The 22,707-nt window shown below is 66.9% G+C and carries 27 protein-coding genes and 1 pseudogene; 15 read left to right on the plus strand and 13 right to left on the minus strand.

From position 1 onward, the window contains the following. The first annotated feature begins 3 nt into the window (after positions 1-3). Positions 4-498 carry a hypothetical protein gene (locus tag A5745_RS04165; RefSeq protein WP_076115196.1) on the plus strand — a complete coding sequence of 165 codons (495 nt, stop codon included), beginning with the start codon at positions 4-6 and terminating at the stop codon, positions 496-498. Here A5745_RS04165 and A5745_RS04170 read toward each other — a convergent pair. Further along, a complete protein-coding gene (locus A5745_RS04170; protein ID WP_083662702.1) occupies positions 495-1,202 on the minus strand; it encodes a haloacid dehalogenase type II in 708 nt (235 codons plus the stop codon). The two genes, A5745_RS04165 and A5745_RS04170, sit on opposite strands and share 4 nt — an antisense overlap. Positions 1,203-1,208: 6 nt before the next feature. On the opposite strand from A5745_RS04170, the gene A5745_RS04175 reads away from it, so the two are divergent. Further along, entirely contained in the window at positions 1,209-1,577 is a 369-nt protein-coding gene (locus tag A5745_RS04175; RefSeq protein WP_076115197.1) for a YidH family protein, read from the plus strand. Then, a complete protein-coding gene (locus A5745_RS04180; protein ID WP_076115198.1) occupies positions 1,574-1,885 on the plus strand; it encodes a DUF202 domain-containing protein in 312 nt (103 codons plus the stop codon). The genes A5745_RS04175 and A5745_RS04180 overlap by 4 nt, the downstream gene beginning before the upstream one ends. Here the strand turns inward: A5745_RS04180 and A5745_RS04185 are convergent. Then, complete coding sequence (locus A5745_RS04185; RefSeq protein ID WP_076115199.1) at positions 1,882-2,616, minus strand: Rv3717 family N-acetylmuramoyl-L-alanine amidase; 735 nt, start codon at positions 2,614-2,616, stop codon at positions 1,882-1,884. The two genes, A5745_RS04180 and A5745_RS04185, sit on opposite strands and share 4 nt — an antisense overlap. A gap of 309 nt (positions 2,617-2,925) precedes the next feature. Between A5745_RS04185 and A5745_RS04190 the strand changes: the two genes are divergently transcribed. Both A5745_RS04190 and A5745_RS04195 read left to right on the plus strand, forming a co-directional pair. Next, positions 2,926-3,681, plus strand: coding sequence for a cutinase family protein (locus A5745_RS04190; RefSeq protein WP_076115200.1), 756 nt, complete (start codon positions 2,926-2,928; stop codon positions 3,679-3,681). A gap of 39 nt (positions 3,682-3,720) precedes the next feature. Next, positions 3,721-4,890: an acyl-CoA dehydrogenase gene (locus A5745_RS04195; protein WP_076115201.1), complete on the plus strand. Its 1,170-nt coding sequence runs from the start codon at positions 3,721-3,723 to the stop codon at positions 4,888-4,890. 4 nt (positions 4,891-4,894) lie between these two features. On the opposite strand, the gene A5745_RS04200 is transcribed toward A5745_RS04195, so the two are convergent. From A5745_RS04200 to A5745_RS25215, 6 genes are all read right to left on the minus strand, one after another. Next, positions 4,895-5,353, minus strand: coding sequence for a DUF5994 family protein (locus tag A5745_RS04200; RefSeq protein WP_076115202.1), 459 nt, complete (start codon positions 5,351-5,353; stop codon positions 4,895-4,897). A gap of 160 nt (positions 5,354-5,513) precedes the next feature. Further along, on the minus strand, positions 5,514-6,098 hold the full coding sequence (locus A5745_RS04205) for a TetR/AcrR family transcriptional regulator (protein WP_076115203.1): 585 nt from the start codon (positions 6,096-6,098) through the stop codon (positions 5,514-5,516). Between the two features lie 9 nt (positions 6,099-6,107). Further along, entirely contained in the window at positions 6,108-7,583 is a 1,476-nt protein-coding gene (locus A5745_RS04210; protein ID WP_076115204.1) for an MFS transporter, read from the minus strand. Positions 7,584-7,852: 269 nt separating this feature from the next. Next, positions 7,853-8,344, minus strand: coding sequence for a DUF309 domain-containing protein (locus tag A5745_RS04215; RefSeq protein WP_076115205.1), 492 nt, complete (start codon positions 8,342-8,344; stop codon positions 7,853-7,855). 29 nt (positions 8,345-8,373) lie between these two features. Further along, positions 8,374-9,246 (minus strand): alpha/beta fold hydrolase, encoded by an 873-nt coding sequence (locus tag A5745_RS04220; protein ID WP_076061099.1) that lies wholly within the window; start codon positions 9,244-9,246, stop codon positions 8,374-8,376. Positions 9,247-9,340: 94 nt separating this feature from the next. Next, a complete protein-coding gene (locus A5745_RS25215; protein ID WP_076115206.1) occupies positions 9,341-10,117 on the minus strand; it encodes a DUF3060 domain-containing protein in 777 nt (258 codons plus the stop codon). Positions 10,118-10,314: 197 nt separating this feature from the next. On the opposite strand from A5745_RS25215, the pseudogene A5745_RS25280 reads away from it, so the two are divergent. The 3 genes and pseudogenes from A5745_RS25280 to A5745_RS04240 all read left to right on the plus strand — a co-directional run. Beyond that, a pseudogene (locus tag A5745_RS25280) lies at positions 10,315-11,034 on the plus strand (BadF/BadG/BcrA/BcrD ATPase family protein); the annotation flags it as partial. Positions 11,035-11,121: 87 nt separating this feature from the next. Next, positions 11,122-12,018 (plus strand): N-acetylmuramic acid 6-phosphate etherase, encoded by an 897-nt coding sequence (locus A5745_RS25285; protein ID WP_076115243.1) that lies wholly within the window; start codon positions 11,122-11,124, stop codon positions 12,016-12,018. 35 nt (positions 12,019-12,053) lie between these two features. After that, positions 12,054-13,217: an FIST N-terminal domain-containing protein gene (locus A5745_RS04240; RefSeq protein ID WP_076115207.1), complete on the plus strand. Its 1,164-nt coding sequence runs from the start codon at positions 12,054-12,056 to the stop codon at positions 13,215-13,217. A gap of 125 nt (positions 13,218-13,342) precedes the next feature. Here the strand turns inward: A5745_RS04240 and A5745_RS24865 are convergent, their stop codons facing one another. Beyond that, positions 13,343-13,885, minus strand: coding sequence for a DUF2510 domain-containing protein (locus tag A5745_RS24865; protein WP_217695265.1), 543 nt, complete (start codon positions 13,883-13,885; stop codon positions 13,343-13,345). Between the two features lie 301 nt (positions 13,886-14,186). Here A5745_RS24865 and A5745_RS04250 point away from each other — a divergent pair, with 301 nt between their 5' ends. From A5745_RS04250 to A5745_RS04265, 5 genes are all read left to right on the plus strand, one after another. Then, positions 14,187-14,810: an HNH endonuclease gene (locus A5745_RS04250; protein WP_083662719.1), complete on the plus strand. Its 624-nt coding sequence runs from the start codon at positions 14,187-14,189 to the stop codon at positions 14,808-14,810. Between the two features lie 299 nt (positions 14,811-15,109). Further along, the gene (locus A5745_RS25290; protein WP_076115208.1) at positions 15,110-15,349 is read left to right on the plus strand and encodes a DUF3761 domain-containing protein; all 240 of its coding nucleotides are present in this window, start codon (positions 15,110-15,112) and stop codon (positions 15,347-15,349) included. A 315-nt stretch (positions 15,350-15,664) separates the two neighbouring features. After that, positions 15,665-16,012: a hypothetical protein gene (locus tag A5745_RS04260; protein WP_076115209.1), complete on the plus strand. Its 348-nt coding sequence runs from the start codon at positions 15,665-15,667 to the stop codon at positions 16,010-16,012. A gap of 30 nt (positions 16,013-16,042) precedes the next feature. Further along, entirely contained in the window at positions 16,043-16,351 is a 309-nt protein-coding gene (locus tag A5745_RS24205) for a hypothetical protein (protein WP_139329439.1), read from the plus strand. Then, a complete protein-coding gene (locus A5745_RS04265; RefSeq protein WP_139329440.1) occupies positions 16,348-16,821 on the plus strand; it encodes a hypothetical protein in 474 nt (157 codons plus the stop codon). The genes A5745_RS24205 and A5745_RS04265 overlap by 4 nt, the downstream gene beginning before the upstream one ends. Positions 16,822-17,051: 230 nt before the next feature. Here the strand turns inward: A5745_RS04265 and A5745_RS04270 are convergent, their stop codons facing one another. Further along, positions 17,052-17,504, minus strand: coding sequence for a VOC family protein (locus tag A5745_RS04270; protein ID WP_076115211.1), 453 nt, complete (start codon positions 17,502-17,504; stop codon positions 17,052-17,054). Between the two features lie 142 nt (positions 17,505-17,646). Between A5745_RS04270 and A5745_RS04275 the strand changes: the two genes are divergently transcribed. Then, on the plus strand, positions 17,647-18,915 hold the full coding sequence (locus A5745_RS04275) for a cytochrome P450 (protein WP_076115245.1): 1,269 nt from the start codon (positions 17,647-17,649) through the stop codon (positions 18,913-18,915). A 14-nt stretch (positions 18,916-18,929) separates the two neighbouring features. Here the strand turns inward: A5745_RS04275 and A5745_RS04280 are convergent, their stop codons facing one another. Beyond that, complete coding sequence (locus A5745_RS04280) at positions 18,930-19,574, minus strand: TetR/AcrR family transcriptional regulator (protein ID WP_076115212.1); 645 nt, start codon at positions 19,572-19,574, stop codon at positions 18,930-18,932. A 121-nt stretch (positions 19,575-19,695) separates the two neighbouring features. Between A5745_RS04280 and A5745_RS04285 the strand changes: the two genes are divergently transcribed. Then, entirely contained in the window at positions 19,696-20,814 is a 1,119-nt protein-coding gene (locus tag A5745_RS04285) for an NmrA family NAD(P)-binding protein (protein ID WP_076115213.1), read from the plus strand. 12 nt (positions 20,815-20,826) lie between these two features. On the opposite strand, the gene A5745_RS04290 is transcribed toward A5745_RS04285, so the two are convergent. Both A5745_RS04290 and A5745_RS04295 read right to left on the minus strand, forming a co-directional pair. Beyond that, a complete protein-coding gene (locus A5745_RS04290; RefSeq protein ID WP_076115214.1) occupies positions 20,827-22,269 on the minus strand; it encodes a serine/threonine-protein kinase in 1,443 nt (480 codons plus the stop codon). Between the two features lie 79 nt (positions 22,270-22,348). Continuing rightward, positions 22,349-22,705: a hypothetical protein gene (locus A5745_RS04295; RefSeq protein ID WP_076115215.1), complete on the minus strand. Its 357-nt coding sequence runs from the start codon at positions 22,703-22,705 to the stop codon at positions 22,349-22,351. Positions 22,706-22,707: the final 2 nt, after the last annotated feature.

A 22,707-nucleotide genomic window follows, 5' to 3' on the forward strand; every position in this document is an offset into this window, starting at 1 on the left:
TGCATGCGGGCCCTTTACGCGATATGCGGCCTAGCCGCGAGCGCATTTCTGGCCGCCTGTGGTTCCGAGCCAGCCAGAAACACCATCACGCCGCACGCGACGGCGACGCCATCCGCGACGGCGGCCACAAAGCTGAGCTCCCACACCGTGAAATGGGTCGACCTGCAGGTCGGCGACTGCGTAGCCGACCTTCCGCCGATCGATCTGAGCCGGGTGACCGTCACCGCCGTCGACTGCGCCACACCGCATTTGGCCGAGGTGTATCTGCGCGGCCCGTTGGCCGTCGACAAAGCCGTCGCCATCGTCGCCAACAAGGACTGCAACGAAGGTTTCGCGCCGTATACCGGACAATCCGTTGACGGCAGCCCCTTTTCGATCACCTATCTCATCGACTCGAACCAAGACCGAACCGGCGCCAATCCCACCCCAAGCACCGTCATCTGCTTGCTGCAAGGCGCCAACGGTCAGCCGCTGACCCGTTCGGCGCACCGGCCCTAGCACCCCAACTGTGCGGCGAGGTCGACGAAGTCGGCCGCGTTGACGTCGAATTCGTCGGAGTAGGCGACGTCGGCTTCACCGTCGGCCCCGAATTCCAAAGGGCGCGCGACGAATGCCGTGCGGAACCCGAGCCGGGCTGCCGCGCGAATGTCGTACTTGTGGCTTGCCACCATCATGATGTCCGCGGGATCGTGACCCAGATAGGTCGCGGCCATGCGATAGATCGCCGGATCGGGCTTGAACACCCCGGCCATCTCTGCGGCGAAGACGGCGTCCCAGGGCAATCCGGCCCGCTTGGAAATGTTGATCACCGCCGAGACGTCGGCGTTCGACAGCGTGGCCAACGTGAACGCACCCTTCAGCCGCGTCAGCCCCGGCACCACATCCGGCCAGGGCGCCAACCGCTGCCAGGCCAGGGTCAGCTCGTCGCACTCGGCATCCGAAAACCCCGCGATGCCGCACTCCTCCAGGACGGTGTCCAACGACGAGCGATACACCGAGTGCACCGAAACCCAGCGCGCGCCGGGCGCGGTCTCCAAGGCGGCGAAATAGGCTGCGCGCCAACGCCGCACCACGTTACCCCAATCGACGCCCGGGTGCCGCCCGGCGCTCAGCCGCTGGGCCTGCCCGCAGACGGTGGAATGAAAATCGGTCGCCGTGCCCTGCACGTCGAACAACAACGCCTTGACCACGGGCCCCATCATGCAACGATGTGCCTCGTGGCCGACAGCGCAGAAGAGCACGAAGAACTCGACTACCGGTTCACCTTCGCCAACGAGCGGACGTTCTTGGCCTGGCAGCGCACCGCGCTGGGCCTGCTCGCGGCGGCCGTCGCCCTCGTCCAGCTCGTCCCGGAGCTGGCGATCCCCGGCTCGCGCCGACTGCTCGGCGTAGGTCTCGCGCTGCTGGCGACCCTCACCAGCGTGATGGGTCTGATGCGCTGGCAGCAGGCCGATCGGGCGATGCGCCGCGGCGATCCGCTGCCCCGTCATCCCTCGCCGGTGTTCCTGGCGATCGGCCTCAGCGTGGTCGGCATCATCGCGCTCGGCCTGGTCATCCTCAAGGCGGTCGCGGGTTGACCCGGCCGGCCAGCCTGGCGGCGGAACGCACGATCCTGGCCTGGACGCGGACGTCGTTCGCGTTTCTCGTCAACGGCGTGCTGTTGACGATCAAGGACTGGCACGGCGCGACGGAGCCGGCGGCGCTGATCCCGGCCGCCCTGGCCGGTGCCGCGGCGCTGTGCAGCTTCGTGATCGCCCTGCAACGCCAGCGCACGCTGGGCCGGCGGCCGATGCCGGCGCGGATCACCGCCCGGACCCCGGTGTACGTCGTCGGGATTTCCGTGCTGGTGCTCGTCGTCGCGACGGCGGTGACCCAGCTCGTCTAGAGCTTCAGGTACGCCGCGATCCCCTGGACCACTGCCGCGGCATACGCCGCCCGGCCGTCCGGGCTTTCCATCCGCGCGGCCTCGGCGGCGTTTTTCATGTTGCCGAGTTCGACGAGGATCGCCGGGTAGTCGGCCAGGTTCAGGCCGGCGAGGTCGTCGCGGCCGTAAAGGCCGTCGGAGCCGATGTAGTTGGACGGCTGCAGGCCCGCCTGCACCAGGGCGTCACGCATCGTGTGGGCCAGCTGAATCGCGGGTCCGGATTGCGCGGCGTTCAAGGGCGGGCTGGAGTAGTTGACGTGGAATCCGCTGCCCGACGGCGGACCGCCGTCGGCGTGGATGCTGACGATCGCGTCGGGGCGCATCGCGTTGGCCCGCGCGGCGCGCTGGTCGACGCAGGGACCGACGGAGTTGTCGTTGTCTCGCGACAGCTGGGTGCGCACGCCCATCTGGTTGAGCGAGCCGCTAATTCGCTGGACGACGTCCCACGTAAACGCGTGCTCCGGATAGCCGTCGTTGGTGGCGGCGCCCGACGCCTGACACGCCTTCGTGCCGCCCCGCCCATTGGGGACTTGCGCGTTTATCGACGCGTCGTTCACTGCGTTATGACCCGGGTCGAGGAAGACGGCCGTGCCCGCCGCGGTAGCGGGTGGGACGCCGAGCGTCGCGGCACCCAGCACCGCCGGCGCGACGCCGGCGTACTTCAGGAGGTCACGCCTGGAGACAGCGCCCATCGCGCGATGCTAGCAATTGGCCCGCGGCAACGAGTATTGGGCTGGCCAGCAACATGTTTGGCGACGCCTCCCCGCGAAACTCCCACCAAGACGCGGCCGTGGCCGCCAAATGTGGTCCACAATCCGGTGATTGGCCAAGCTCGGCAGTCCACGCACCGCTAACGCCCGCGCGAACCGCAGCAAACTTGGCTTCGCGGGCCCGATGCAATGGGCACGGTTCCTTTCGGCGAGTGACTTGCGGATGCCCCCGCGGTGTGAGGGAATAATTATGAAGTCCTCTGGAAATTCTTAGGTTTGGGAGGTGCTGGAATGGGCAAATATTGCGGCATGACCGCCGGTAATGTCATTCGTTTTCTTGCTCCTGCAGTACTCGCGGCCGCTGGGCTCAGCGGTTCCGTCGTGTCTGCCCCCATCTCATCCGCCCAGGGATGTCCGGACGTCGAGGTGTTGTTCGCCCGCGGCACCGGTGAGGATCCCGGGGTCGGTCCGACGGGACAGGCGTTCGTCGACAACTTGCGTGGGCGCATCGCCCCGAAGTCGATGGATGTCTACCCGGTCAACTACCCCGCCAGCCAGGAGTGGCAGACGGGCCTCGACGGGATCCGGGACGCCAGCACGCATGTCCAGTCCACGGCGGCAAGCTGCCCGCAGACCAAGATGGTGCTCAGCGGCTACTCGCAGGGCGCGGCCGTGATGGGCTTCGTCACCTCCGCCGCGGTGCCCGACGGGGTCGACCCGGCGACGGTGCCGAAACCGCTGTCGCCCGACGTCGCCAACCACGTCGCGGCCGTCGTGCTGTTCGGAATGCCGAACGTCCGGGCCATGGACTTCCTCGGCCAGCCCCCGGTCGTCATCGGGCCGACCTACGCGGCCAAGACCATCAAGGTCTGCGCGCCCGAGGACCCGGTCTGCTCCGACGGCATGAATTTCGCCGCGCACGACACGTACGCGGCCGACGGCGACATCGTTGCCAAGGGCGCGGAATTTGCCGCCAGTCGCATCAACGGGTCTGCAGCGGGTCCGGCGACCGTGGTGAATTCGCCACACGGGGGTTTCGGCAGCTGACCTGCTGACCATACAAAAAAGTATGTTACGGTCGACGGCATGTCCGCCGTCGATGTCCGCCCCCTGCACGGGATTACCGATGAATTCGTCGCGCGGCTGGCCGAACGTGCCGACGAGGCCGAGCGGCTAAGGCGCCTGCCCGCGGAGACGGTCAGCGAGTTCAGGCGGACCGACCTGATCCGGCTGTTGCTTCCGGCCCGGTTCGGCGGCATCGAGGCGTCGTTCCCCGAGCTGCTCGGACCGATCCGGCGGATGGCGCACGGCTGCGCATCGAGCGCGTGGACCCTGGGTTTTTATGCATTGCACAACTGGATGCTGTCGCTGTTCGATCCGCGGCTTCAGGAGGAAGTGTTCGCCTCGGGACCGGTTCTGGCGCCCGCTCCCCTGGCCCCGACCGGGCGCGGCAGCGCGGCGGACGGCGGGGTGCGCCTGACGGGGCGGTGGTCGTGGGCGACAGGGGCGATGGATGCGGATTGGGTGATCGTCGGGGCGCTGATCGAGCAACCGGACGGTGTCAGCCCGTCGCTTCTGGCGGTGCCAGCCGGCGAGGTCGAGGTCGCCGACGTGTGGCACACCGCGGGCATGCGCGGCAGCGGTTCTCACGACCTCGTGGCCGACGATGTCTTCGTGCCCGAGCACCGCATCGTCGCGGTGTCGGACATCTACGGCGGAACCGCGCCGGGAGCGGACTTTCACGGGGTCGCGACGTATCGGTGGCCGCTGGTGCCGGCGCTCGCGCTGACAGCGGCGATGCCGGTCCTCGGGGCCGCCGAACGGGTGACCGAGCTATTCGCCCAACGGCTGGCCAGCCGGGTGCTCGCGTATAGCGGTGTGGCGCAGAAGGATCAGCCCGCCGCCCAGATCAGGCTCGCGGATGCCCACGTGCGGCTGCGCGCAGTGCGCGCATTGATCGCCGAGACCGCCGACGAGATCGAGCGCATCGTGGTCAGCGGCGAGCGCGTCCGACGATCGACACGCGCCAACGCGCGCATGGCAGCTGCCCACACCGTGCACGAGTGTCGGTCGGTCATCGTCGATCTGATGGAAGCCGCCGGGGCCAGCGCGCACTTCTTGGCGAACCCATTGCAGCGCGCGAAGCGCGACGTCGACATCGCGGCCGGCCACGTCGTGTTCGACTACGACGTCGGCCGAGAGTTGGCCGGGGCCTTGGCAATTGGCGCGAAGATCTCGCCGATCGCGATGATCTGAGCGCTTACGACGGGCCGGCGAGCTTGGTCCGCGATTGCTGCAGCTGGGCGGCGTGCAGAATCGAGCCAGCCATCAGGAATGCGGGTTTCTTGCAGTCGGCGGGTTCGATCGTCAGGTTGGCGGCCCGGCGCATCACCATCAGGGCGAGCGCGCTGTAGGTCGCATACGGAATGATCAATAGGTTGGCACGCGCATCGCACCCGCTGATTGTCATCACGTGCTGCTGTCTGCCCTCCCATCCCGGAGAGTTGAAATCGGGTGGTCGTTGCAGCGGTGGCCAGTTGACATTGATCGACGCGATCGCTCCGAGCAACGGGGTCAGGGTCTCGACAAGGTTGGGCAATTCGTTCGTGATGCGATCTACCCGTGGCCACCAGGCACCGTCGATGTCGTGGCCTAATTCGCAAGCCACGGAAACCCGTACTGGATCGGCTCGGCGTCGGGCCCTAATCGGATGGGTCATTGCCGACAGGTCTGGACGATCCACGGATGTTCCTTCACGGACGGCGTCACCGCCCCGCGGGTGCGGGGCGCCGGAGGAATCACATTGCCCGTGATGTCATGCCGCGGAGAGCGGTGGACGACCGCCGACAACGAAACGGCTCACTGTCGACGCTACGCCACTAGCGTTGGGCACCGTCCACGGGATCGGCCAGCATGAGGTCGAGGAATCGTTCTCGCTGCGCGACGGACTGCGCCTGCTCGGCGGAAGCGGCGAGGTGCAGCAGCCCGATCCCCGCCGCGAAGGTCAACTCCGCTCGCAGCTTGGCGTCGTCAGGGCCAAAACCGTAGTCGGCGTAGGCCTTTGCGACGGTTTGCAGGAGGCGTCGGTCGGCGGCGCGGATGTTCGCTGCCGCCACCCGGTCCGTGCGCGCCCACTCGCGCATCGCGCGCTCCAGCATCCAATGCTGCGGGCTGACCAAGTCAATCATCATGGCGGACAACCGTTCCCGCGGTGGCAGCGCATCGAGCTCGGCCAGGGATTGGCGGTCGCGCTCGAGGAAAGTGTTCCAGGATTCGACGAGCGCGGCGCGATAGCCGTCCATGTCCTCGAAGTGCCAGTAGAAGCTGCCCCGGGTCACGCCCAGCTGCTGGCAGAGCCGTTCGACCTTCAGCGCGCGCACGCCCTCCTCGGCGAGCACGGCGTAGCCGGCCTGCAGCCAGTCCTGGACCGACAGACGGGTCGACGGGGCCTTGCGCGCAGCCACCGTGCCAGGTTACGGGCTTTTCTGGTCCGGCTCGTCGGCATCGGCCACGGTCAACGGCAGGGCCAGTTCTTCGAGCGGTCGGCGCTCGGCGGCGACACCGAGCCACAGCTCGACCAGGCCGGCGGCGGCCATCACGACCGCGCCGATCAAAAACGACCAGACCACCTGGCTGCGATCTCCGGAGTTGATCAGCTGGCCGAAGAGCAGCGGCCCGGTGATCCCGCCGATCGCCGTGCCCACCGCGTAGAAGAACGCGATCGCCAGGGCCCGGGTTTCCATCGGGAAGATCTCGCTGACGGTCAGGTAGGCCGCGCTCGCCCCGGCCGAGGCCAGGAAGAACGCGACCGCGAGCACCCCGATGAACGTCCACGCGCCGCCGGTCTTGGTCACGAACAGGACCGCGAGGACGACGACCGCGACGGCCGAGCCGATGTAGGTCAGGGTGATCATCGGTTTGCGGCCGACGGTGTCGAACAGGTGCCCGAGCAACAGCGGGCCGAAGAAATTGCTCAGCGCCCACAGGATGAAGAACACCGGCACCGCCCCTGAGGCGACCCCGTAGAACCCGCTGAGCAGCGTGCCGAGGTTGAACGTCACGCCGTTGTAGAGGAAGGCCTGCCCGATGAACAGCGCCAGGCCCAGCACCGCGCGCCGCGGGTAGAGCTTGAACGCCACCCGGGCGATCTCGACGAACGAGATGGTCTCGCGTTGTCTGATTCTTAGTGGCCGGCCTTGCGGCTCGGGCAGCGCTTCGCCGGTGTGCTCTTGGACTTCCGCTTCGATGTCGCCGACGACTTGCTCGGCTTCCTCGTCGCGCCCGTGAATGAATAGCCAGCGCGGGCTTTCCGGGACGTTGCGCCGCACGACGAGGACGAAGATGCCGAAGATGGCCCCGATGCCGAAGGCGAGCCGCCAACCGACGTTCGCCGGGAAGTTCGCCGTGTTGAGGAGGACCAGTGCGCCGGCCGCGCCCGCGGCCGAACCCAGCCAATAGGTCCCGTTGATGATCAGGTCGACGCGGCCGCGAACGCGCGCTGGGATCAGCTCGTCGATGGCCGAGTTGATGGCGGCGTATTCGCCGCCGATGCCGGAGCCGGTGAAGAAGCGGGCCAGGTAGAAAAACCAGGGCGCGAAGGCGAACGCGGTGGCGACGGTGGCGGTCAGATACACCACGAGGGTCAGCACGAAGAGGTTGCGACGGCCGAAGCGGTCGGTCAGGTGGCCGAAGAACAGCGCGCCCAGGCACGCCCCGGTGATGTAGATCGCCGCCGCCACGCCGATGTCGGCGGGGGTCAGCTCGATGCCGCTGCCCTTCTCGGTGAGGCGGGCCGACACGTTGCCGACCATCGTGACCTCGAGCCCGTCGAGGATCCACACGCCGCCCAGCCCGACGACGACGCGCCAGTGAAACCGCGACCAGGGCAACCGGTCCAGCCGCGCCGGCACCTGGGTGGTGATGGTTCCGGTTTGCACGCTGTCACTCATCGATACCCCCATTACCCACCGCGTCGCGTTCGCAAGCCTCATCCGCGATCTCGAAGTCCCAGCCGTTCGGGAAACCGATCATGCCGAAGGACTCCCGTGCTGCCGGGGCCAGATACACGCTAGCGGCCGTGTGGGTGGCGGGGCGACAGTGCGGTCGAGGATCAGGACGGGGTGCTCGACGAGCGTTCTAAGACGGAAGGAACTCCGAACGCGCTAGGCGCCGGAGCCATCCCCATCCGTCGACGCGAGCCAGCAGGCTCCAAAAGCCGCTACTTGCAACCAGGTTCGACGACCACCAGACGTGGTCGCAGCCGCTGCGGCGGGATCTCGACACCCGCCGCGAGGTCGTCGATCAGCGCATCCGCAAAATCCACCAAACCGGCGACATCGGTCCCGTAGCGCCCCGGGCGGTCGGCATGGGAAAGGCGGGCCGACGCGTTGCGCAGCAGACTCGTCGCACCCTTGACGTTGCCGCGCTGGGCATGGGTGATGCCAACTGCGAGCTGCGCCAGGCCTTGCCACAGCATCCGTTCGTCTTCCGGACCGTGCTTCCAGGCCGCCTCAAGGACCTCGTGCGCGCTGAACGCCAGGCCCTGGTCCAGCAGATCCTGGGCAGAGGCCAGGGTTTCGGCCGGTGCCAGGTCAAGGTCATCGGGGATCCGTGGTACGCCCTCACTGCCATAGGGCAGCGGTCGGCCCAAGGAATCACGCGGGCGGGCACTTCGGGGTCGGCCCGATTCGTCCCGATCACGCTCGGCCATGCGCCCATCATGGCAAGCCGCGCTGTGTATTAGGAGCTCGGCTGTGAGCTGTCCACGTCGCGGCGGTCGGTGGTCGCGATGAAGTCCTCGATCAGCTCGACCACCTCGTTCGGCGCCTCGACGTGCGGGTAGTGACCGACGTGAGGCAGCACCTCGAGTCTGGCGTCCGTGCGCACCTTCGCCGCGGCGTACGCGTGCTCGACGGGAATGATGTTGTCCCGCTCGCCCCAGATCGCCATGATCGGCAGGTCGGCGCGCACCTGCAGCCTGTTCAGCGCGCTGACCGCCTGCCCGCGGTAATCGACCACGGACCGCAGCGTGCGCAGGAAGGACGCCCGCGTCTGCCGATCCGACAGCGACGAGTAGGCGCTCCATGTCTCGGCGCCGCGCGGCGAATGAATGCCGGCGCCCCTGAACCATGACCGGAGCTTGTTGCCGACGGTGAGCACCGGCTTCGGCGCGATGATCGGCAACAGCAGCTCCGCGCCGGGCGCCGAGAGCAGCCGTAGGATGATTCCGACATCGGGACCGAGGCCGCCGCTGCTGATGAGCACCAACCGGTTGACGTAGTCGGGGTGCTGATAGGCGAACTGCATGGCGACACCGCCGCCGAGCGATTGACCGACCACAGTGACTTGGCTGACGCCGAGTTCGTCGAGGAAATCGCGGAGCAAGACCGCGAACGCTCCCAACGAGTAGTCACTGCGGGGTTTCGCCGACTCGCCGTGGCCCAGCAGATCCGGAGCGAGCACCCGGAATTTTTTCGACAGCTGCGGTAGCACGGCCCGCCAGGTGGCCGAACTCCCGGCCATGCCGTGGATCAGCAGCAGCACTTCCCCATCGCCGGCGTCGCGGTAGGCCATCCGATCGCCGTGCAACTCCAGAAACTTCAACTCGTTCATTTCGACCGAGTACCCCCTCTGGTCCCGATCCGGCCCGGTGGACCCTATCGTTGCAGAAAACATTAGGCGCGCGAAGAAAAGGTCGCGGCCGGCGTCAGCCCCGGTGGATCGTATTGGAGCGGCCCGAGTCGGTGATCTTTGGCGTGCCCGAGTGGTAGGTGACGACGTTGTCGTAGCCGGAGACGTTGATGCGGTCGACGGCGTCGACGGTGACTTTGTTGTCGTAGCTCGAGATGGTGAGGCTGGCGGCGTGGCCGGTGACTTCGAATTCGATGCTGTAGGCCGACAGCGTGAGCTTGCAGTTGTTGCACGCGTGGGCGGTGACCGTGTTGCTGTAACCGCTGGATTCCAGGGTGTCGGCGTTGTCGACGGTGACGTTGTTGTTGTAGCCGCCCACCTTGAGGCTGGCGCAGTGCCCGGTGACTGTATACGTGCCGCCGGTGCCGTAGAGCGTCAGGTTGCCGTCGTTGCAGGCGACCGTCTTGGTCTCCATGCTGCCGCCCACTCGGAGGTCGCCGCCTTGGGGTACTTCGGTGGGGCCGTTGCTGGGCTTCAAGTTCGGCCCGATGCTTCCAATGATCGACCCACTGGGGTTGGACCTCACGAACATCATCACCAGGCCCACGACGACCGGGATGAGAATCCCCAGGACGACGAGCACGAGCAACCACGAGAATGACGGGCTGCGTCGCGGCTGTGGCGTGCCGTAGCCATACGTCGGTGTTGTCGAGTACGTCGGAGCGCCCGCATACGGCGCCTGAGGCGCGTACGGCTCGCTCCCGATATATGGCGTGCTGTCGGCGGTTGGCGTCGCGTCGGCAAGCCCACGCTCCAACTCGCGGATCCGCTTTTCGGGATCGTCGTCTTTCATTTGCCAAATGTGCCACAGGTACTGGTCGGGGGCCAGCCTGAATTCCCGCTCAGCCGACTGTTTCAGGCCGCCACCTGCGGGCGGGTAGCCACAGTGAGCGAAATCCTAAGTGCTGGAAAGTAATTCGAAGGAGCAGATGATGGCGGTAGCGTTGCCGCCCTGGTCAACACGCGGCCCCTCATGACAGGATTGCTCGGGTGATCCTGGCCGTAGACCTCGGCAAGACGTCCTGCCGGGCCGCGGCAGGCGGCCGAAGGGCCGAGGAGGCGGGCGCACCCGGGCTCGCGGCACCTGGCGGCGTGCGGGCGGCCGAGGCGGCGATCCTGACCCTCGCGCGAGAGCTGGGCCCGGTCGACGAGGTGATCGTGGGTGCCGCCGGGGCGCTGGCGGCGCCGGACGCGGCGCGCGCCGTGGGCGATGCGCTGCTGGCCTCGCTGCGGGCGGAGCGCGTCGCGGTGACCAGCGACGCCGTGATCGCGCACGCGGGCGCCCTGGACGGGAAGCCGGGTGTGGTCCTGATCGTCGGCACCGGTGTCGTGGCGCTCGCGATCGGCGCCGACGGCGCGCTGCGGACCGCCGACGGCTGGGGCCCGTGGCTGGGTGATGAGGGCGGCGGCGCGTGGATCGGCGCCGCCGGACTGCGCGCGGCACTGCGCGCCCACGACGGCCGCGGCCCGACCACCACGCTGCTCGACGCCGCCCGCGCCCGCTTCGGTGCGCCGGAGACCTGGCCCGCCCAGCTGACCGGTGCTGCCGCCCTCGCCTCCTTCGCGCCTGAAGTCCTTGCCGCGCAAGACGATTCCGTGGCATCGGCGATCGTCGGCGCCGCCGCCGCGGCGCTCGCGGCGACCGCCCGCGCGGCCGGGGATGGCCCGGTGGCGATGGTCGGCGGCCTGGCGGGGGTCGAGGCGCTGCGCGAACACCTCGACCTGGTCCCGGCCGCCGGCGACGCGCTCGACGGCGCGCTGCGGCTGGGCGCGATCCACGAACCGCACGTGATCCGCGTGCAGGCCGCCCCCAAAACCCTTGCCCCGCAAGGGCTCGACGCGCTGGCCACCGAGGCCGTGCGGTCAGACCTGGACGACCTCGACGCGCGGCCCATCGGCGAGGTTGTCGCGCTGCTCGTCGCCGCCGAGGGCGAGACGCACGCCGCAGTGGCGGCGGCGGTCCCGCGGATGGCGGCGGCGGCCGAGGCGGTCGCGGCACGACTCGAGCGCGGCGGCCGGCTGATCTACGCCGGCGCCGGAACACCCGGGCGGCTCGGCGTGCTCGACGCGGCCGAGTGCGGGCCGACATTCGGCACCGACCTCGTGCGCGGCGTAATCGCCGGCGGGCCGGCGGCGCTGACCGCGGCGATCGAGGGCGCGGAGGACGCGTTCGACCCCGTCGATCTCGCCGACCTGACAGCCGCCGACGCGCTCGTCGGGATTACGGCGTCGGGCCGCACGCCGTATGTGCTCGGGGCGCTCGAGCACGCGCGCGCGGCGGGCGCACTGACCGTCGCGATCGTCAACAACCCGGCTAGCGTGGCGTCTGCCGACGTCGTGATCGAATTGCTCACCGGCCCTGAGGTTCTCGCCGGGTCCACGCGGCTGACCGCGGGAACGGCCCAGAAGATCGTGCTCAACACGCTCTCGACGAGCGTGATGATCGCGCTCGGCAAGGCCTACGGACCGCGGATGGTCGACGTGCGCGCGACCAGCGCGAAGCTGCGTCGCCGCGCGGTGCGGATCGTCCGCGACGCGGCCGGCGTCGACGAGGAGATCGCGACCGCCGCGCTCAACGCCGCGGGCGGCCATGCCAAGACCGCGATCGTCGCGCTGCTCGCGGGGGTCGACGCGGCCGAGGCCGCCGTCCGGCTCGACCAGGCGCGGGGACGCCTCCGAGACGCGCTCGGTTAGGCATGAACGTGGTCGGGGCGGCGCATCATTGAAGGGTGCGGATCGGAGTCGGAGTGAGCACCGCGCCCGACGCACGCCAGGGCGCGGTGGAGGCTGCAGCGCACGCGCGCGGCAAGCTCGCGGGTGAGGCGCCGTCGCTCGCCGTACTCTTCGCATCGCGATCACACACCGACAAGGCCGTCGACGTCCTCGACGAGGTGCAAAGGATCGTGGAGGCGCCCGCGCTGATCGGTTGCGTCGCCCAGGGGATCGTCGCCGGCGGCCGCGAGATCGAGGACGGGCCCGCGGTAGCGGTGTGGCTGGCGTCCGGCCTGGCCGCCGAGACATTCGCGCTGGACTTCGTCCGGACTGGCTCGGGTGGCCTGATCAGCGGTTACCGGTTCGACCGGGCCGCGCACGATCTGCACCTGCTGCTGCCGGACCCGTACACGTTCCCGTCGAGCCTGCTCGTCGAGCACCTCAACACCGACCTGCCCGGAACGACGGTGGTGGGCGGCGTGGTCAGCGGTGGGCGGGGACCCGGCGAAACCCGGTTGTTCCACGACCACGACGTGCTCACCTCCGGCCTCGTCGGCGTGCGCCTGCCCGGCGTGCGCGGTGTCCCTGTGGTGTCGCAGGGCTGCCGGCCGATCGGTGAGCCGTATATCGTCACCGGCGCCGAAGACGGCACAGTGATCACCGAGCTGGGCGGCCTGCCGCCGCTGCAGCGCCTGCGCGAGATCGTCGAGGGGTTGTCGCGCGATGAGCAGGAACTGGTCAGCCGGGGCCTGTCGATCGGGATCGTCGTCGATGAGCACCTGGCGGCTCCGGGCCAGGGCGACTTCCTGATCCGCGGCCTGCTCGGCGCCGACGAATCGACCGGGGCGATCGAGATCGGCGAGGTTGTCGAGGTCGGCGCGACCGTGCAGTTCCAGGTCCGTGACGCGACGGGGGCCGACAAGGACCTGCGCCTGACCGTCGAGCGGGCGGCAACCGAGCTGCCCGGACGTCCGGTTGGCGCGCTGCTGTTCACCTGCAACGGGCGTGGCCGGCGGATGTTCGGGGTCGCTGACCATGACGCGTCGACGATCGAGGGACTACTTGGCGGGATTCCGCTCGCCGGCTTCTTCGCCGCCGGGGAGATCGGCCCGATCGCGGGCCGCAACGCGTTGCACGCGTTCACCGCGTCGATGGCGCTGTTCGTGGAAGACGCGAGATGAGCCTCTGCCGTGCTCGCGTGTTCATCGGCACTGGTTCAATCCCGGTATCGCGCACCATTATTTACACAGCTAAACGATGGTATCTAGCCTAGCTATGGAGCTAGCGTGCAACTAACGTGCAATAGTCACACCCACTTCTCTCGCGGCTCCGCCGGCGGCGGCATCTCCGGCAGTGGTGGTGATGGCGGCGGGTCAGACCACCGCTGACCATCCCAATACCGGTGCTGATCGGGATCTGCCGGGTCTTGGTACCACCCCGGCGGCGGCAGTGCGGGCTGCGCCTGTGGCAACTCAGCGGCCGGCATCCCCGGTGTCCCGATCAAACGCGCCTCATACCGGCAACGCCAACACGTAAAGCTGGGCGCATTCTCGGGCACGTTCTGCTCCGCGTTGCAGCGCGGGCACTTCTCCGCGGTCATCCCATCCGGCGCGGGATCCGGCAGTTTCGGCAGCAGTGCCACCACCAGCACAAACCCCACGAACAGCACACCGGCAGCGAACCAGGCATTCTGGTTGCGATTCTTCCCGCGGGCGATCGCCTGGGCGACCGCGCCGCTGATTATGAAGAAGATGAACCATCCCAGCCCGAGGTGATACACGCCGCAAGCCGCCAGGGCTAAGAGGACGGCGGCTGCGATCATCGCGCCGTCTCTGAAACGATGCTTCACGCTTCACCTCTCAACGCGAGCGCCATCGAATACACCACCATCTAGCCCCCCGTGAGCTACGGTCTCGACCCGTAGGTGATAGGGCACGCTAACAACGCCGTCCTCAGCGCCGCAGGACTTCGCATGGACTTCCAGCAACCTCTCAGTTAGACCTCCTCACGCCCCGACCGCCGCCCGCACGACGGTCAGCGCCCTCCTTGCCGTGAGCGCATCGCCTACGATCCTGCCTGTGCTTGTACCGGGGGAAGTCATCTCTTACTTGGATATGTGCCGTGAGGAAGGGGTCAACCTACAGCGCGGTATGAACTTCGGCAGCAGCGGTCGGCCAAGCGTCATTCTGATGAGTCGCCGGCCGGGCGCACCTTACGATGACCGCGTTGAAGATGATGGTCGTGTCCTCATCTACGAGGGCCACGACACGCCACAAGTCCGAGGCGGCCCGGACCCGAAGACGCTCGACCAGCCGGAGCACGGGTCGGGGGGCACGCTTACTCAGAACGGACTATTTCTCCAAGCTGCCTCACAACACCGCGAACTGGGCACGCTCGCGGAGCGTGTCCGGGTGTACGAAAAGATGCGCACGGGCATCTGGACGTTCAACGGCACTTTCAGGCTCATGGATGGCTGGCGCGAAGAGGCAAACGGTCGGTTGGTATTCAAGTTCCGGCTCGAGGTCGATCCAGAGGCGACGCCGGTCATCGACGAGCGCGAGCCGCGCCTCGAGCAGAACCGCGTCATCCCAACTGATGTGAAGCTGGCGGTGTGGAAGCGCGACCAAGGCATGTGTGTCGAATGCGGAAGCAGCGACAACCTGCACTTCGACCACATCATCCCGTACTCGCGCGGCGGCTCGTCGCTCGTAGCTGAGAACATTCAATTGATGTGCGCCCGGCACAATTTGGCGAAGCACGACAAGATCCAGTGACCTGACTTCGGCGGCGGATCCTTGCCTGGTTGCCCCCCGTCCGCGCCACGTCTATCGACGGCAGCGGCCCACCCCGCCCCCGCGCCACAATGGGGTCAGCGTCGTCCATGAGCGGCGAGCTTGGTTTTGAAACCAGCTTTCTGCGAGGCCTTTTTGGTACTTTCGTATCAAAACGGCCTCTCAGTGACGGCTGTCGCGCTAACCTCCCACGGTGATACTCGGGACTGCGACAGCAGGCCCTCAGAGACCCAGGGGGTAGATACATGGTTCGTTCGGTACTCGTCGGCACTGCAATCTTCATGGGAGCCGCGATCGGTGCGGCGCCTATAGCCAGCGCCCAATCGCACTTACTCGTGGCCCCGCTGTCGCCGAAGGCCCCACTTCCGTCGTGCGGCGGCTACACCAACGTCGACGGCAACTGCGTGCCGTCGCCGGACCACACACAGAGCAACCTTCCCGACGGGGACGGCACATACAGCCACTCCCAACACAAGCAAGGGTCAGGCTCCTGGCACGGCGGCACCGGTCGGTCGAAATAGGTCACGCCCGCCTAGCGATTACGCGAGTACGGGCCCGTGCCACGGTGGGTGGACAAAACCGGGTAGCGCGGTCAACTTCCGACCAGCTCGCGGTGTTCATCCAGCAGCGCATCCGCCACCTCTAACGACGGGAGCACCAGACCCGCTCGCGAGCCGCACGGCGAAGATCCGCCACCAATCGCACCTCGGAGTCGATGGCCTCGATGTCGCGCATTCGGCGGCAGCCAAAATCTCGCCCAACGGTTTCCAAAAACCCGGCTAAAGAATCTCGCCTCGTTAAACCATGTGAAAGGCTGCACTTGTAAGGAGGTTCAAATGAGTTCGGATACAGCCGGTGCCCCCGGTGAGAACAAGGGCGAGGGCAATAAGGACTACCCCGCCGAGGAGATCGATCTCGGCGACCTTCCAGAGGGAAAGCGTTCGGGCCACGCGTGGTTTGAGCAAATCAAGGGCATCATCGGCCTAATTGCCGGATTGGCCATCATCGCCGTTGGCGTCGCCATGATCTTCGGCAAGGTTGACGGGTCTGTGGACCTTGAGATCGGAAACAAAGTGCACTTGCAGACCGCCGTGGTCGGAGTCGTCGTGTGCCTCATTGGCGTCGCGGTCATCGCGTTCACCCGCGCAATCGTGAAGCGCGGTGACGGTGCCGATAAAGCGTAGCGGTAAGGGCCAGGGGAAAGAGGAAGCCGCGTGAACCCAGAAGAGTTCAGGGCCTGGATGGACAGCCTCGTCCAGCAGGGCAGACTGCAGGAGGATGAACGCGATAGTCTCGTACGCCAACGGAACTTGTTCGACCAAATTCGACGAACGATCGAATTCGATTTTGCAGGTCGTGTCGCCGGATTTGTGGACGACCAACTGCACGCCACGGAAAGCGTGGAAGAGATTCTCGATCGAGCAACCACGATAGGAAGCCCGGTCTACTTCGAACCCATACCTGAGCGCGAACCGAGCGGCGGAGCCGCGTCAGGGTCAGTAGAAAGCAGCCTGTCGAGATGACGCTGACAGGCCGGGGGCGTCCGCAGCAGCGCGGCCGGCTGATAGGTGCTAACGCATTGAGCGGTAATGAGCATTCAGTCGACGTCACGTGGCTGGTCGACACCGAGGCGGCCCTGGCGGCGGTCCGCGACTCTGTGGGACGGCAGTTCGGGCGGCAACCCATCACAGGCGCCACCGCCAGCACGACTACCGGAGTCTCCGCTGGCATCGTCGTAACCGGCCTACAGGCGGAGTTCACCGTCACAGATCGGCTGGGAAAGCCACATACAGTTCGATCAAGCCCGAGTTGCTATACGACCATCAAACCCAACGATGGGGGTTCCGACTTGCTCGGCATGAACCAGCTATCCGATGTGTCCGCCACCGTCCATTGGGATCCCCGCGGTGGAGTCGGTTCGCTGCGGTTTCGCGGGTTCGGCGACGTGGCTGTGGGTCTGCTCGCGGCGATTAGGACGTGGCGCGACCAGTGAACAGCACTGCGCACGTTGGCCATCGTCGCGACGTCATATAAACGGCTTAGCCCATATCTGGCCCATGGAGCATACGACGGATCTGAAATATAGGGCTTGAACTGCAAAAATTCTGGTGCGCGATACTGGGATTAAACCAGTCGCATAGCCGCACGTCGCCGCGAAGCCCCGTGTGATCGAGGACGTCAAGATCGACTTTTGGGTCGGCCTGATCGTGCTAAACAAACCCACTAAAGCCGCGGCGGTAGGACCGAAAGCCAACTGTCCGTAAGCAATTCCAGCAATTGTCCATCTGGATCCCGGATCATCGCCGATTGCTCCGATACCGTTCCGTCGACCACCGCTCCCCCGAAATCCGCAACCATGTCCAACACGCCGGCGAGGTCAGACACCGAAAACGAGATGTGTGTCAGTCCGATCTGGTCCATGACCCGTTCCGAGCCGGCGTGAACTGCACGCCGCGAGTAATCGATGAGTTCGAGGACGAAGCCGTCCCGGAGCAAGTAGGTCGCGTGGACCCCGAGCGGTTTGGAAAGCTGCAGCAGCTGATCGGCAGCCTCGTCGGGCACGTCGAGTTCCCACCAGAACTGGAAGCCGAGTAGCCCCTCGTAGAACCGGCGGGACCGCTCGCAGTTGGCGACGCAAAGCCCGACATGGTTGAAAGTTGTTCGGTGACTGGACATTACAACCTTCCAAAACGGCTCGGGCTCTGACGGACACAGGCCAACTATTCGTACGTATTCAAAAGCGTAATAATGCAAAGATAGCTTTGATACGCGGCAACCACCGCTAGAGGTGCCAGGTCTCCTCGTGGAGGACTTCCAGATGACAACCCGTCCCGACGTCAGGCCCGACGCAATCGTCGACTTCGACCACCACTCCGACGAGTTCAACCTCAACCAACAGCAGATCAACGCCGAGCTACGGCAGAAATGCCCTGTCGCCTGGAACCAGAACTACGGCGGCTTCTGGTTCCTCAGCAGCTACGACGCGGTCAGCCAAACCGCCCGCGACGACGGCACCTTCTCCCATCGATACGACCCCTGCTCCGACGACGGCGTCGACTACCAGGGCGAGATGGGCGTGCCGCGCCCCGACGGCCAGCCGGCCCTGGGCATCGGCGAGGTCGACGGCGACTATCACCTGGCCCTGCGCCACGCGCTGGCGCCGTTCTTCTCGCCGGGCGCCGTCGAAAAGCTCAAGCCCTTCATGGAGCAATCCGCGCACTGGTTCCTCGACCAAAAGATCACGGACGGGCGGATGGACCTCGTGCTCGACTACGCCAGCCCGGTCCCGGCCATCCTCACCATGAAGCTGATGGGCCTGCCCTACGACAACTGGCACCTCTACGCCAACCTGTTCCACTCCGTCATGGCCGTCCCCCAGGACAGCGACGAGTACGCCAGCGCCATCGCCAAAGTCCCCGCCATGATGCAAGAGGTCCTCGAGTTCGCGGCGGCCCGACGAGCCGACGCCCGAGAAGACCTGACCAGCTTCCTCATCCAGTTCGAATTCGATGGCCGGCGCCTCACCGACGAACAGCTGCTCAACATCATCTGGAACCTCATCGGCGGCGGCGTCGACACCACCACCTCACAGACCGCGCTCACGCTCAAACACCTGGGCACGCATCCGGAGCTACGGCAACAACTCATCGACCACCCCGAGCTCTACCGCACCGCCACCGACGAATTTCTGCGCTACTTCTCGGTCAACAAGTCACTGAGCCGCACGGTCACCCGCGATGTCGAGCTCGACGGCCAACACCTGAGGAAAAATGACCGCGTCATCATCAGCTGGCTCTCCGCCAACCACGACGAACGGGAATTCGAGCGACCCGACGACGTCATCCTGGACCGAATGCCCAACCGCCACCTCGCCTTTGGGCTCGGGCCGCATCGCTGCATCGGCTCGCACCTGGCGCGCCTGATGTCCGAGGTCATGGTGAAAGCCGTGCTCGACCGCATGCCCGACTACCGGGTCGACGTCGAAAACACGCACCAATACATGAGCAACCCGAGCATGACCGGGCTGGGCCAGCTACCGGTCACCTTCACCCCGGGAGCGAGCAGGCGCACACCGCGCCCCTGGTGATGCCTCACGCGGAATCATGACGAGCCGCCGGTCAGCAGTCCGCGCTCGATAAGGTCCCACACTTGCCGCTGCGCGAATTCGATGCCGGCCGCGGTTTTGGGTAACGGCCCGTCCAGCAGGAGGTTCGCGAGGCCGTGCACCGCCGACCAGACCGCAATCTCGGCTCCGGGCCTGCGGCGTGGGTCCAGCAGTCCGGCGGCTTGGCATTGGTCGAGCACGTCGCTGAGGATCTCGAAGGGATCGGCACCATCACGTGGTGATCCGGCGCTCGCGCGAGCCTGATCCGCGGCGGGCGCAGTGGCGGGATGCGAGGTAAACGCGGTTCGGAACAGTCCGGGCTCGGTCAACGCGAACTCAATGTAGGCCGTACCGACCGCGCGCAGCCGCTGGCGGGGAGCTCTGGCGCGGGCAACGCGTCGGCGCATCTCGGCGGCGAGCTCGCTGCGCGCATGCCGCGACACCTCGTCCAGCAGCGCTTCACGGTCGGTGAAATGACGGTATGCGGCCGAGTGCGACACCCCGGCCGCCCGGGCGGCCTCGCGCAGGATGACCCGATCGGGTCCGCCTGCGCGAGCCAGCTCGATGCTCGCCTCCACCAACGCTGAGTTCAGCGCACCGTGGTGGTAAGGCTTTTCGCGCTCGGGGCCGGCGGGGGTCATGCTCGCCAGAATCCCACACCGACTCGATGTTGACAACGGTCACATGGCGTCGCATACTGCAATGTAACCAGTGGTCACATTGACTGGTGGTTCGAGTATCGATTAGTGGAAGGACAGTCCGATGACAAACTCACGCGTGCTGGTGACAGGCGCCACCGGCAAGATTGGCGGCGCGGTAGCCGCCCAGCTATTGGAAAAGTGCATGCCGACAAGGGCTTTGGTGCACCGCGAGGACGCGCGCAGCGCCCGCTTGCGTCAGTTGGGCGCCGAGGTCGTCGTCGCCGATATGTTTGACATTCAACAGGTTACGGCCGCGATGGACGGCGTCGACCGCCTCTATTTCAATCCGCCGTGGCATCCCCATGTACTCGACAGCGCGGTGGCCTTCGCGGTCGCGGCACAGCGCGCAGGAGTGGAAGCCGTGGTGGCGCTTGGGCAATGGCTGGCCAGCCCCGAGCACCCCTCGTTGATGACGAGGCAGGCCTGGCTGACCGACAAGTTGTTTGAGCTGCTGCCGAACACCGCCCACGTCGCGGTCGATCCCGGCTACTTCGCCGACGGCTACCTGAACCTGCTCTCGGTCGCCGCGCAGCTCGGCGTGTTGCCGGTGCCGACCGGCGGAGGCCGCAATGCCCCGCCGTCCAACGAGGACATCGCCCGCGTCGCCGTCGGTGCCCTGCTCGATCCGCACCGTCACGACGGGCGGGCCTACCGCCCGACCGGGCCGACTCTGCTAACCGGAGCCGAGATCGCCGACGCGATAGGTGAGGCGTTGGGCCGGCGGGTGCGTCACATCGACATCCCGCCGCGGATGTTCATGAAGGCCCTGCGCGCGAACGGAAAACGATTCGGTTTCGACGAGTTCTTCCAGTCCGGCATGCGTCACTACGGGCCGGAGTACGGTCTGGGGACCTGGGAAGTCGGCGGCCCGACGACCCATGTCCACGATGTCGCCGGCGTCGAACCCGAGGACTTCCTGACTATCGCGCGCCGCTATGTCGGTGGCCCGGAATTACGGCGCACCCCAGGCAATTTCGTTCGCGAACTCTGGAACATGATGCGCATCACGGTTACGCCCATGCATCGGCTGGACAAGTTCGACCGACTCCAGCAGCATCCGCAGCCCGCCCATCCGGTTTTCTCGGCGCAATCCGCGATCTGGCGACAAGAACACGCCGCAGTCGATGGCCGGTTTGGGCTAAGCCAGGCTGACTCTGCATCGCCATCGCAGGTCGCGTAAACGGCTCACCCGTTAGCTGGCTGTGGCGTACTGCAGCACCGGCTCCGACGAATCGACGTGCTCACCGCTGATGATCCGCAGCCGTTCGGGACGCACCTCGTAGCGGACGCCGTTGAGCGGATTGGTGACATCGAACCCGTCCCCCGCGCGTTCGGCGTTGGACAGTTCGATGTGGGCGCCGTCGCGAATACGCTCACCGCGGTAGTAGTAACTGCCGCTGAGGTTTTCACACACCACCGCGAGCGACTGAGCGGTGCGCACCACGGCGGCGGGCGGATTGCCCGGGTCGCACCGGGCCGTCTCGCCGACGAACCCCAACCCGTCGGCGCCCTTCACCGGGGTCGACAGCGACGGCGTCTTCGGTGCCGGCGCGCTCGGCGGAGGCGCAGCCCGCTGGGTCTGCGACGGCACGGTGCCGTTGCGGGGCGTGAAGACCACGGATCCCACCGCGACGACCAGCCCGACAACCAACGCGACCACCGCGGCCACCGTCAGCACGAGCGGCGCCCGGCCGATCGTCAGCGGGCGGGCCGGCCGGTCCGGCGTCGACTCCGCGGGCGGGTAGGGGCTCGAGCCAGTGTCATCGGGATTGGGGTAGAACGCCGCGAACGGCCGCGTGCGCGGCGGCACGCTCTGCCCCGCCGCAACGGGAATCCGCTCGTCGGCCGAGGACACCGCCTCGCTGGCCGCCCGGGCCAGCTCGCCTGCGGACGCGAACCGTCCCGCGCGCTGCTTGGCCATGCCCCGGGCGACGACGTCGTCGAAGGCCCGGCCGACGCCGCGGCGCATGATGCTGGGCCGCGGCGCCGGGGACAGCAGGTGTGCGCTCTTCAGCTCCTGCGGATCCGAGCCCTCGAACGGCGGTTGCCCGGTGAGGCACTCGTAGAGCACGCACGCCAGCGAATACACGTCGGTCTGCGGCCCGATCCGCCCGCTGGTGAACCGTTCGGGCGCCATGTAGGTGCGCGACATCGTCGCGTCGCCGCCGGCATGCGCGATGCCGAAGTCGACGACGTACGCGAAGTGGTCGCGCGTGAGCAGGATGTTTTCCGGTTTGACGTCAAGGTGCGTCAGGCCCGCGGCGTGCGCGGCGTCCAGCGCACGCGCCACCTGCGCCGTGATCGACGCCGCACGCGAGGATTCCAGCGCGCCCCGCTCGCGCAGCAGGTCGCGCAGGCTACCGCCCTCGACTAGGTGCATGTCGAGGTAGTGCACCCCGTCGATCTCGCCGAAGTCATGCACCGGGATGACGTGCGGTTCCTGCAATAGCGCCGTCGCCCGGCACGCTTGGTAAAAGCGTTGCTGGAAGCCAGGTTCCGCGGCCCTCTCCGCACGTAACAGCTTGAGCGCGACGCGCCGATCCTTAACCGTGTCGTAGGCCCGATAGACCTCGCCCAGCGCACCGCTGCCGATCAGTGCTTGCAGCTCGTATCGCCCGAACCGGGTAGAGGACAATCGGAAATCCTTCCGTCAGCTCGAACATGGTCCAGCCCGGCGGATTCCCAAATTCGGCGTCGACGTAACGTGCGCCAGCTCACGCGTGCGGCGGTACTGGGCACCAGAACAGGCCGCAGTTGAAGTTGGGAGGGCCGGTGTGCCGCGGCGGAGCGTTGATCGGTCCGCTCGGCCAGCCATATACGGCGCCGTTGCCGGTATCGACGACACCACGATAGTCGTAGTAGTACTCGTGGCACACGCCCATGTTCCAGTTGATGAAGTTGTCCGGAATCCGCTCGCCGGGACACCAGTGACCGCACGTATGGCCCGCCGGGCAGTTTCCGCCGACGTGGCCAAAAGGATCGGCGTGGGCGACGCCCGCGGCCATCCCCAACCCCGCGGTGGCGATGGCGCCCGATACCAGTGCCCCGGCGACGATCCTCTTCAAAGCCATGC

This window comes from Mycobacterium sp. IS-2888 (assembly GCF_001954215.1).
Taxonomy (GTDB): domain Bacteria; phylum Actinomycetota; class Actinomycetes; order Mycobacteriales; family Mycobacteriaceae; genus Mycobacterium.

Bases quoted from the DNA above. Each gene is read 5' to 3' on its own strand.
- A5745_RS04165 (WP_076115196.1), top strand. From the start codon at position 4: ATGCGGGCCCTTTACGCGATATGCGGCCTAGCCGCGAGCGCATTTCTG.
- A5745_RS04170 (WP_083662702.1), bottom strand. From the start codon at position 1,202: ATGATGGGGCCCGTGGTCAAGGCGTTGTTGTTCGACGTGCAGGGCACG.
- A5745_RS04175 (WP_076115197.1), top strand. From the start codon at position 1,209: ATGTGCCTCGTGGCCGACAGCGCAGAAGAGCACGAAGAACTCGACTAC.
- A5745_RS04185 (WP_076115199.1), bottom strand. From the start codon at position 2,616: ATGGGCGCTGTCTCCAGGCGTGACCTCCTGAAGTACGCCGGCGTCGCG.
- A5745_RS04190 (WP_076115200.1), top strand. From the start codon at position 2,926: ATGGGCAAATATTGCGGCATGACCGCCGGTAATGTCATTCGTTTTCTT.
- A5745_RS04195 (WP_076115201.1), top strand. From the start codon at position 3,721: ATGTCCGCCGTCGATGTCCGCCCCCTGCACGGGATTACCGATGAATTC.
- A5745_RS04200 (WP_076115202.1), bottom strand. From the start codon at position 5,353: ATGACCCATCCGATTAGGGCCCGACGCCGAGCCGATCCAGTACGGGTT.
- A5745_RS04210 (WP_076115204.1), bottom strand. From the start codon at position 7,583: ATGAGTGACAGCGTGCAAACCGGAACCATCACCACCCAGGTGCCGGCG.
- A5745_RS04215 (WP_076115205.1), bottom strand. From the start codon at position 8,344: ATGGCCGAGCGTGATCGGGACGAATCGGGCCGACCCCGAAGTGCCCGC.
- A5745_RS04220 (WP_076061099.1), bottom strand. From the start codon at position 9,246: ATGAACGAGTTGAAGTTTCTGGAGTTGCACGGCGATCGGATGGCCTAC.
- A5745_RS25215 (WP_076115206.1), bottom strand. From the start codon at position 10,117: ATGAAAGACGACGATCCCGAAAAGCGGATCCGCGAGTTGGAGCGTGGG.
- A5745_RS04250 (WP_083662719.1), top strand. From the start codon at position 14,187: ATGAACTTCGGCAGCAGCGGTCGGCCAAGCGTCATTCTGATGAGTCGC.
- A5745_RS25290 (WP_076115208.1), top strand. From the start codon at position 15,110: ATGGGAGCCGCGATCGGTGCGGCGCCTATAGCCAGCGCCCAATCGCAC.
- A5745_RS04260 (WP_076115209.1), top strand. From the start codon at position 15,665: ATGAGTTCGGATACAGCCGGTGCCCCCGGTGAGAACAAGGGCGAGGGC.
- A5745_RS04265 (WP_139329440.1), top strand. From the start codon at position 16,348: ATGACGCTGACAGGCCGGGGGCGTCCGCAGCAGCGCGGCCGGCTGATA.
- A5745_RS04270 (WP_076115211.1), bottom strand. From the start codon at position 17,504: ATGTCCAGTCACCGAACAACTTTCAACCATGTCGGGCTTTGCGTCGCC.
- A5745_RS04275 (WP_076115245.1), top strand. From the start codon at position 17,647: ATGACAACCCGTCCCGACGTCAGGCCCGACGCAATCGTCGACTTCGAC.
- A5745_RS04280 (WP_076115212.1), bottom strand. From the start codon at position 19,574: ATGACCCCCGCCGGCCCCGAGCGCGAAAAGCCTTACCACCACGGTGCG.
- A5745_RS04285 (WP_076115213.1), top strand. From the start codon at position 19,696: ATGACAAACTCACGCGTGCTGGTGACAGGCGCCACCGGCAAGATTGGC.
- A5745_RS04295 (WP_076115215.1), bottom strand. From the start codon at position 22,705: ATGGCTTTGAAGAGGATCGTCGCCGGGGCACTGGTATCGGGCGCCATC.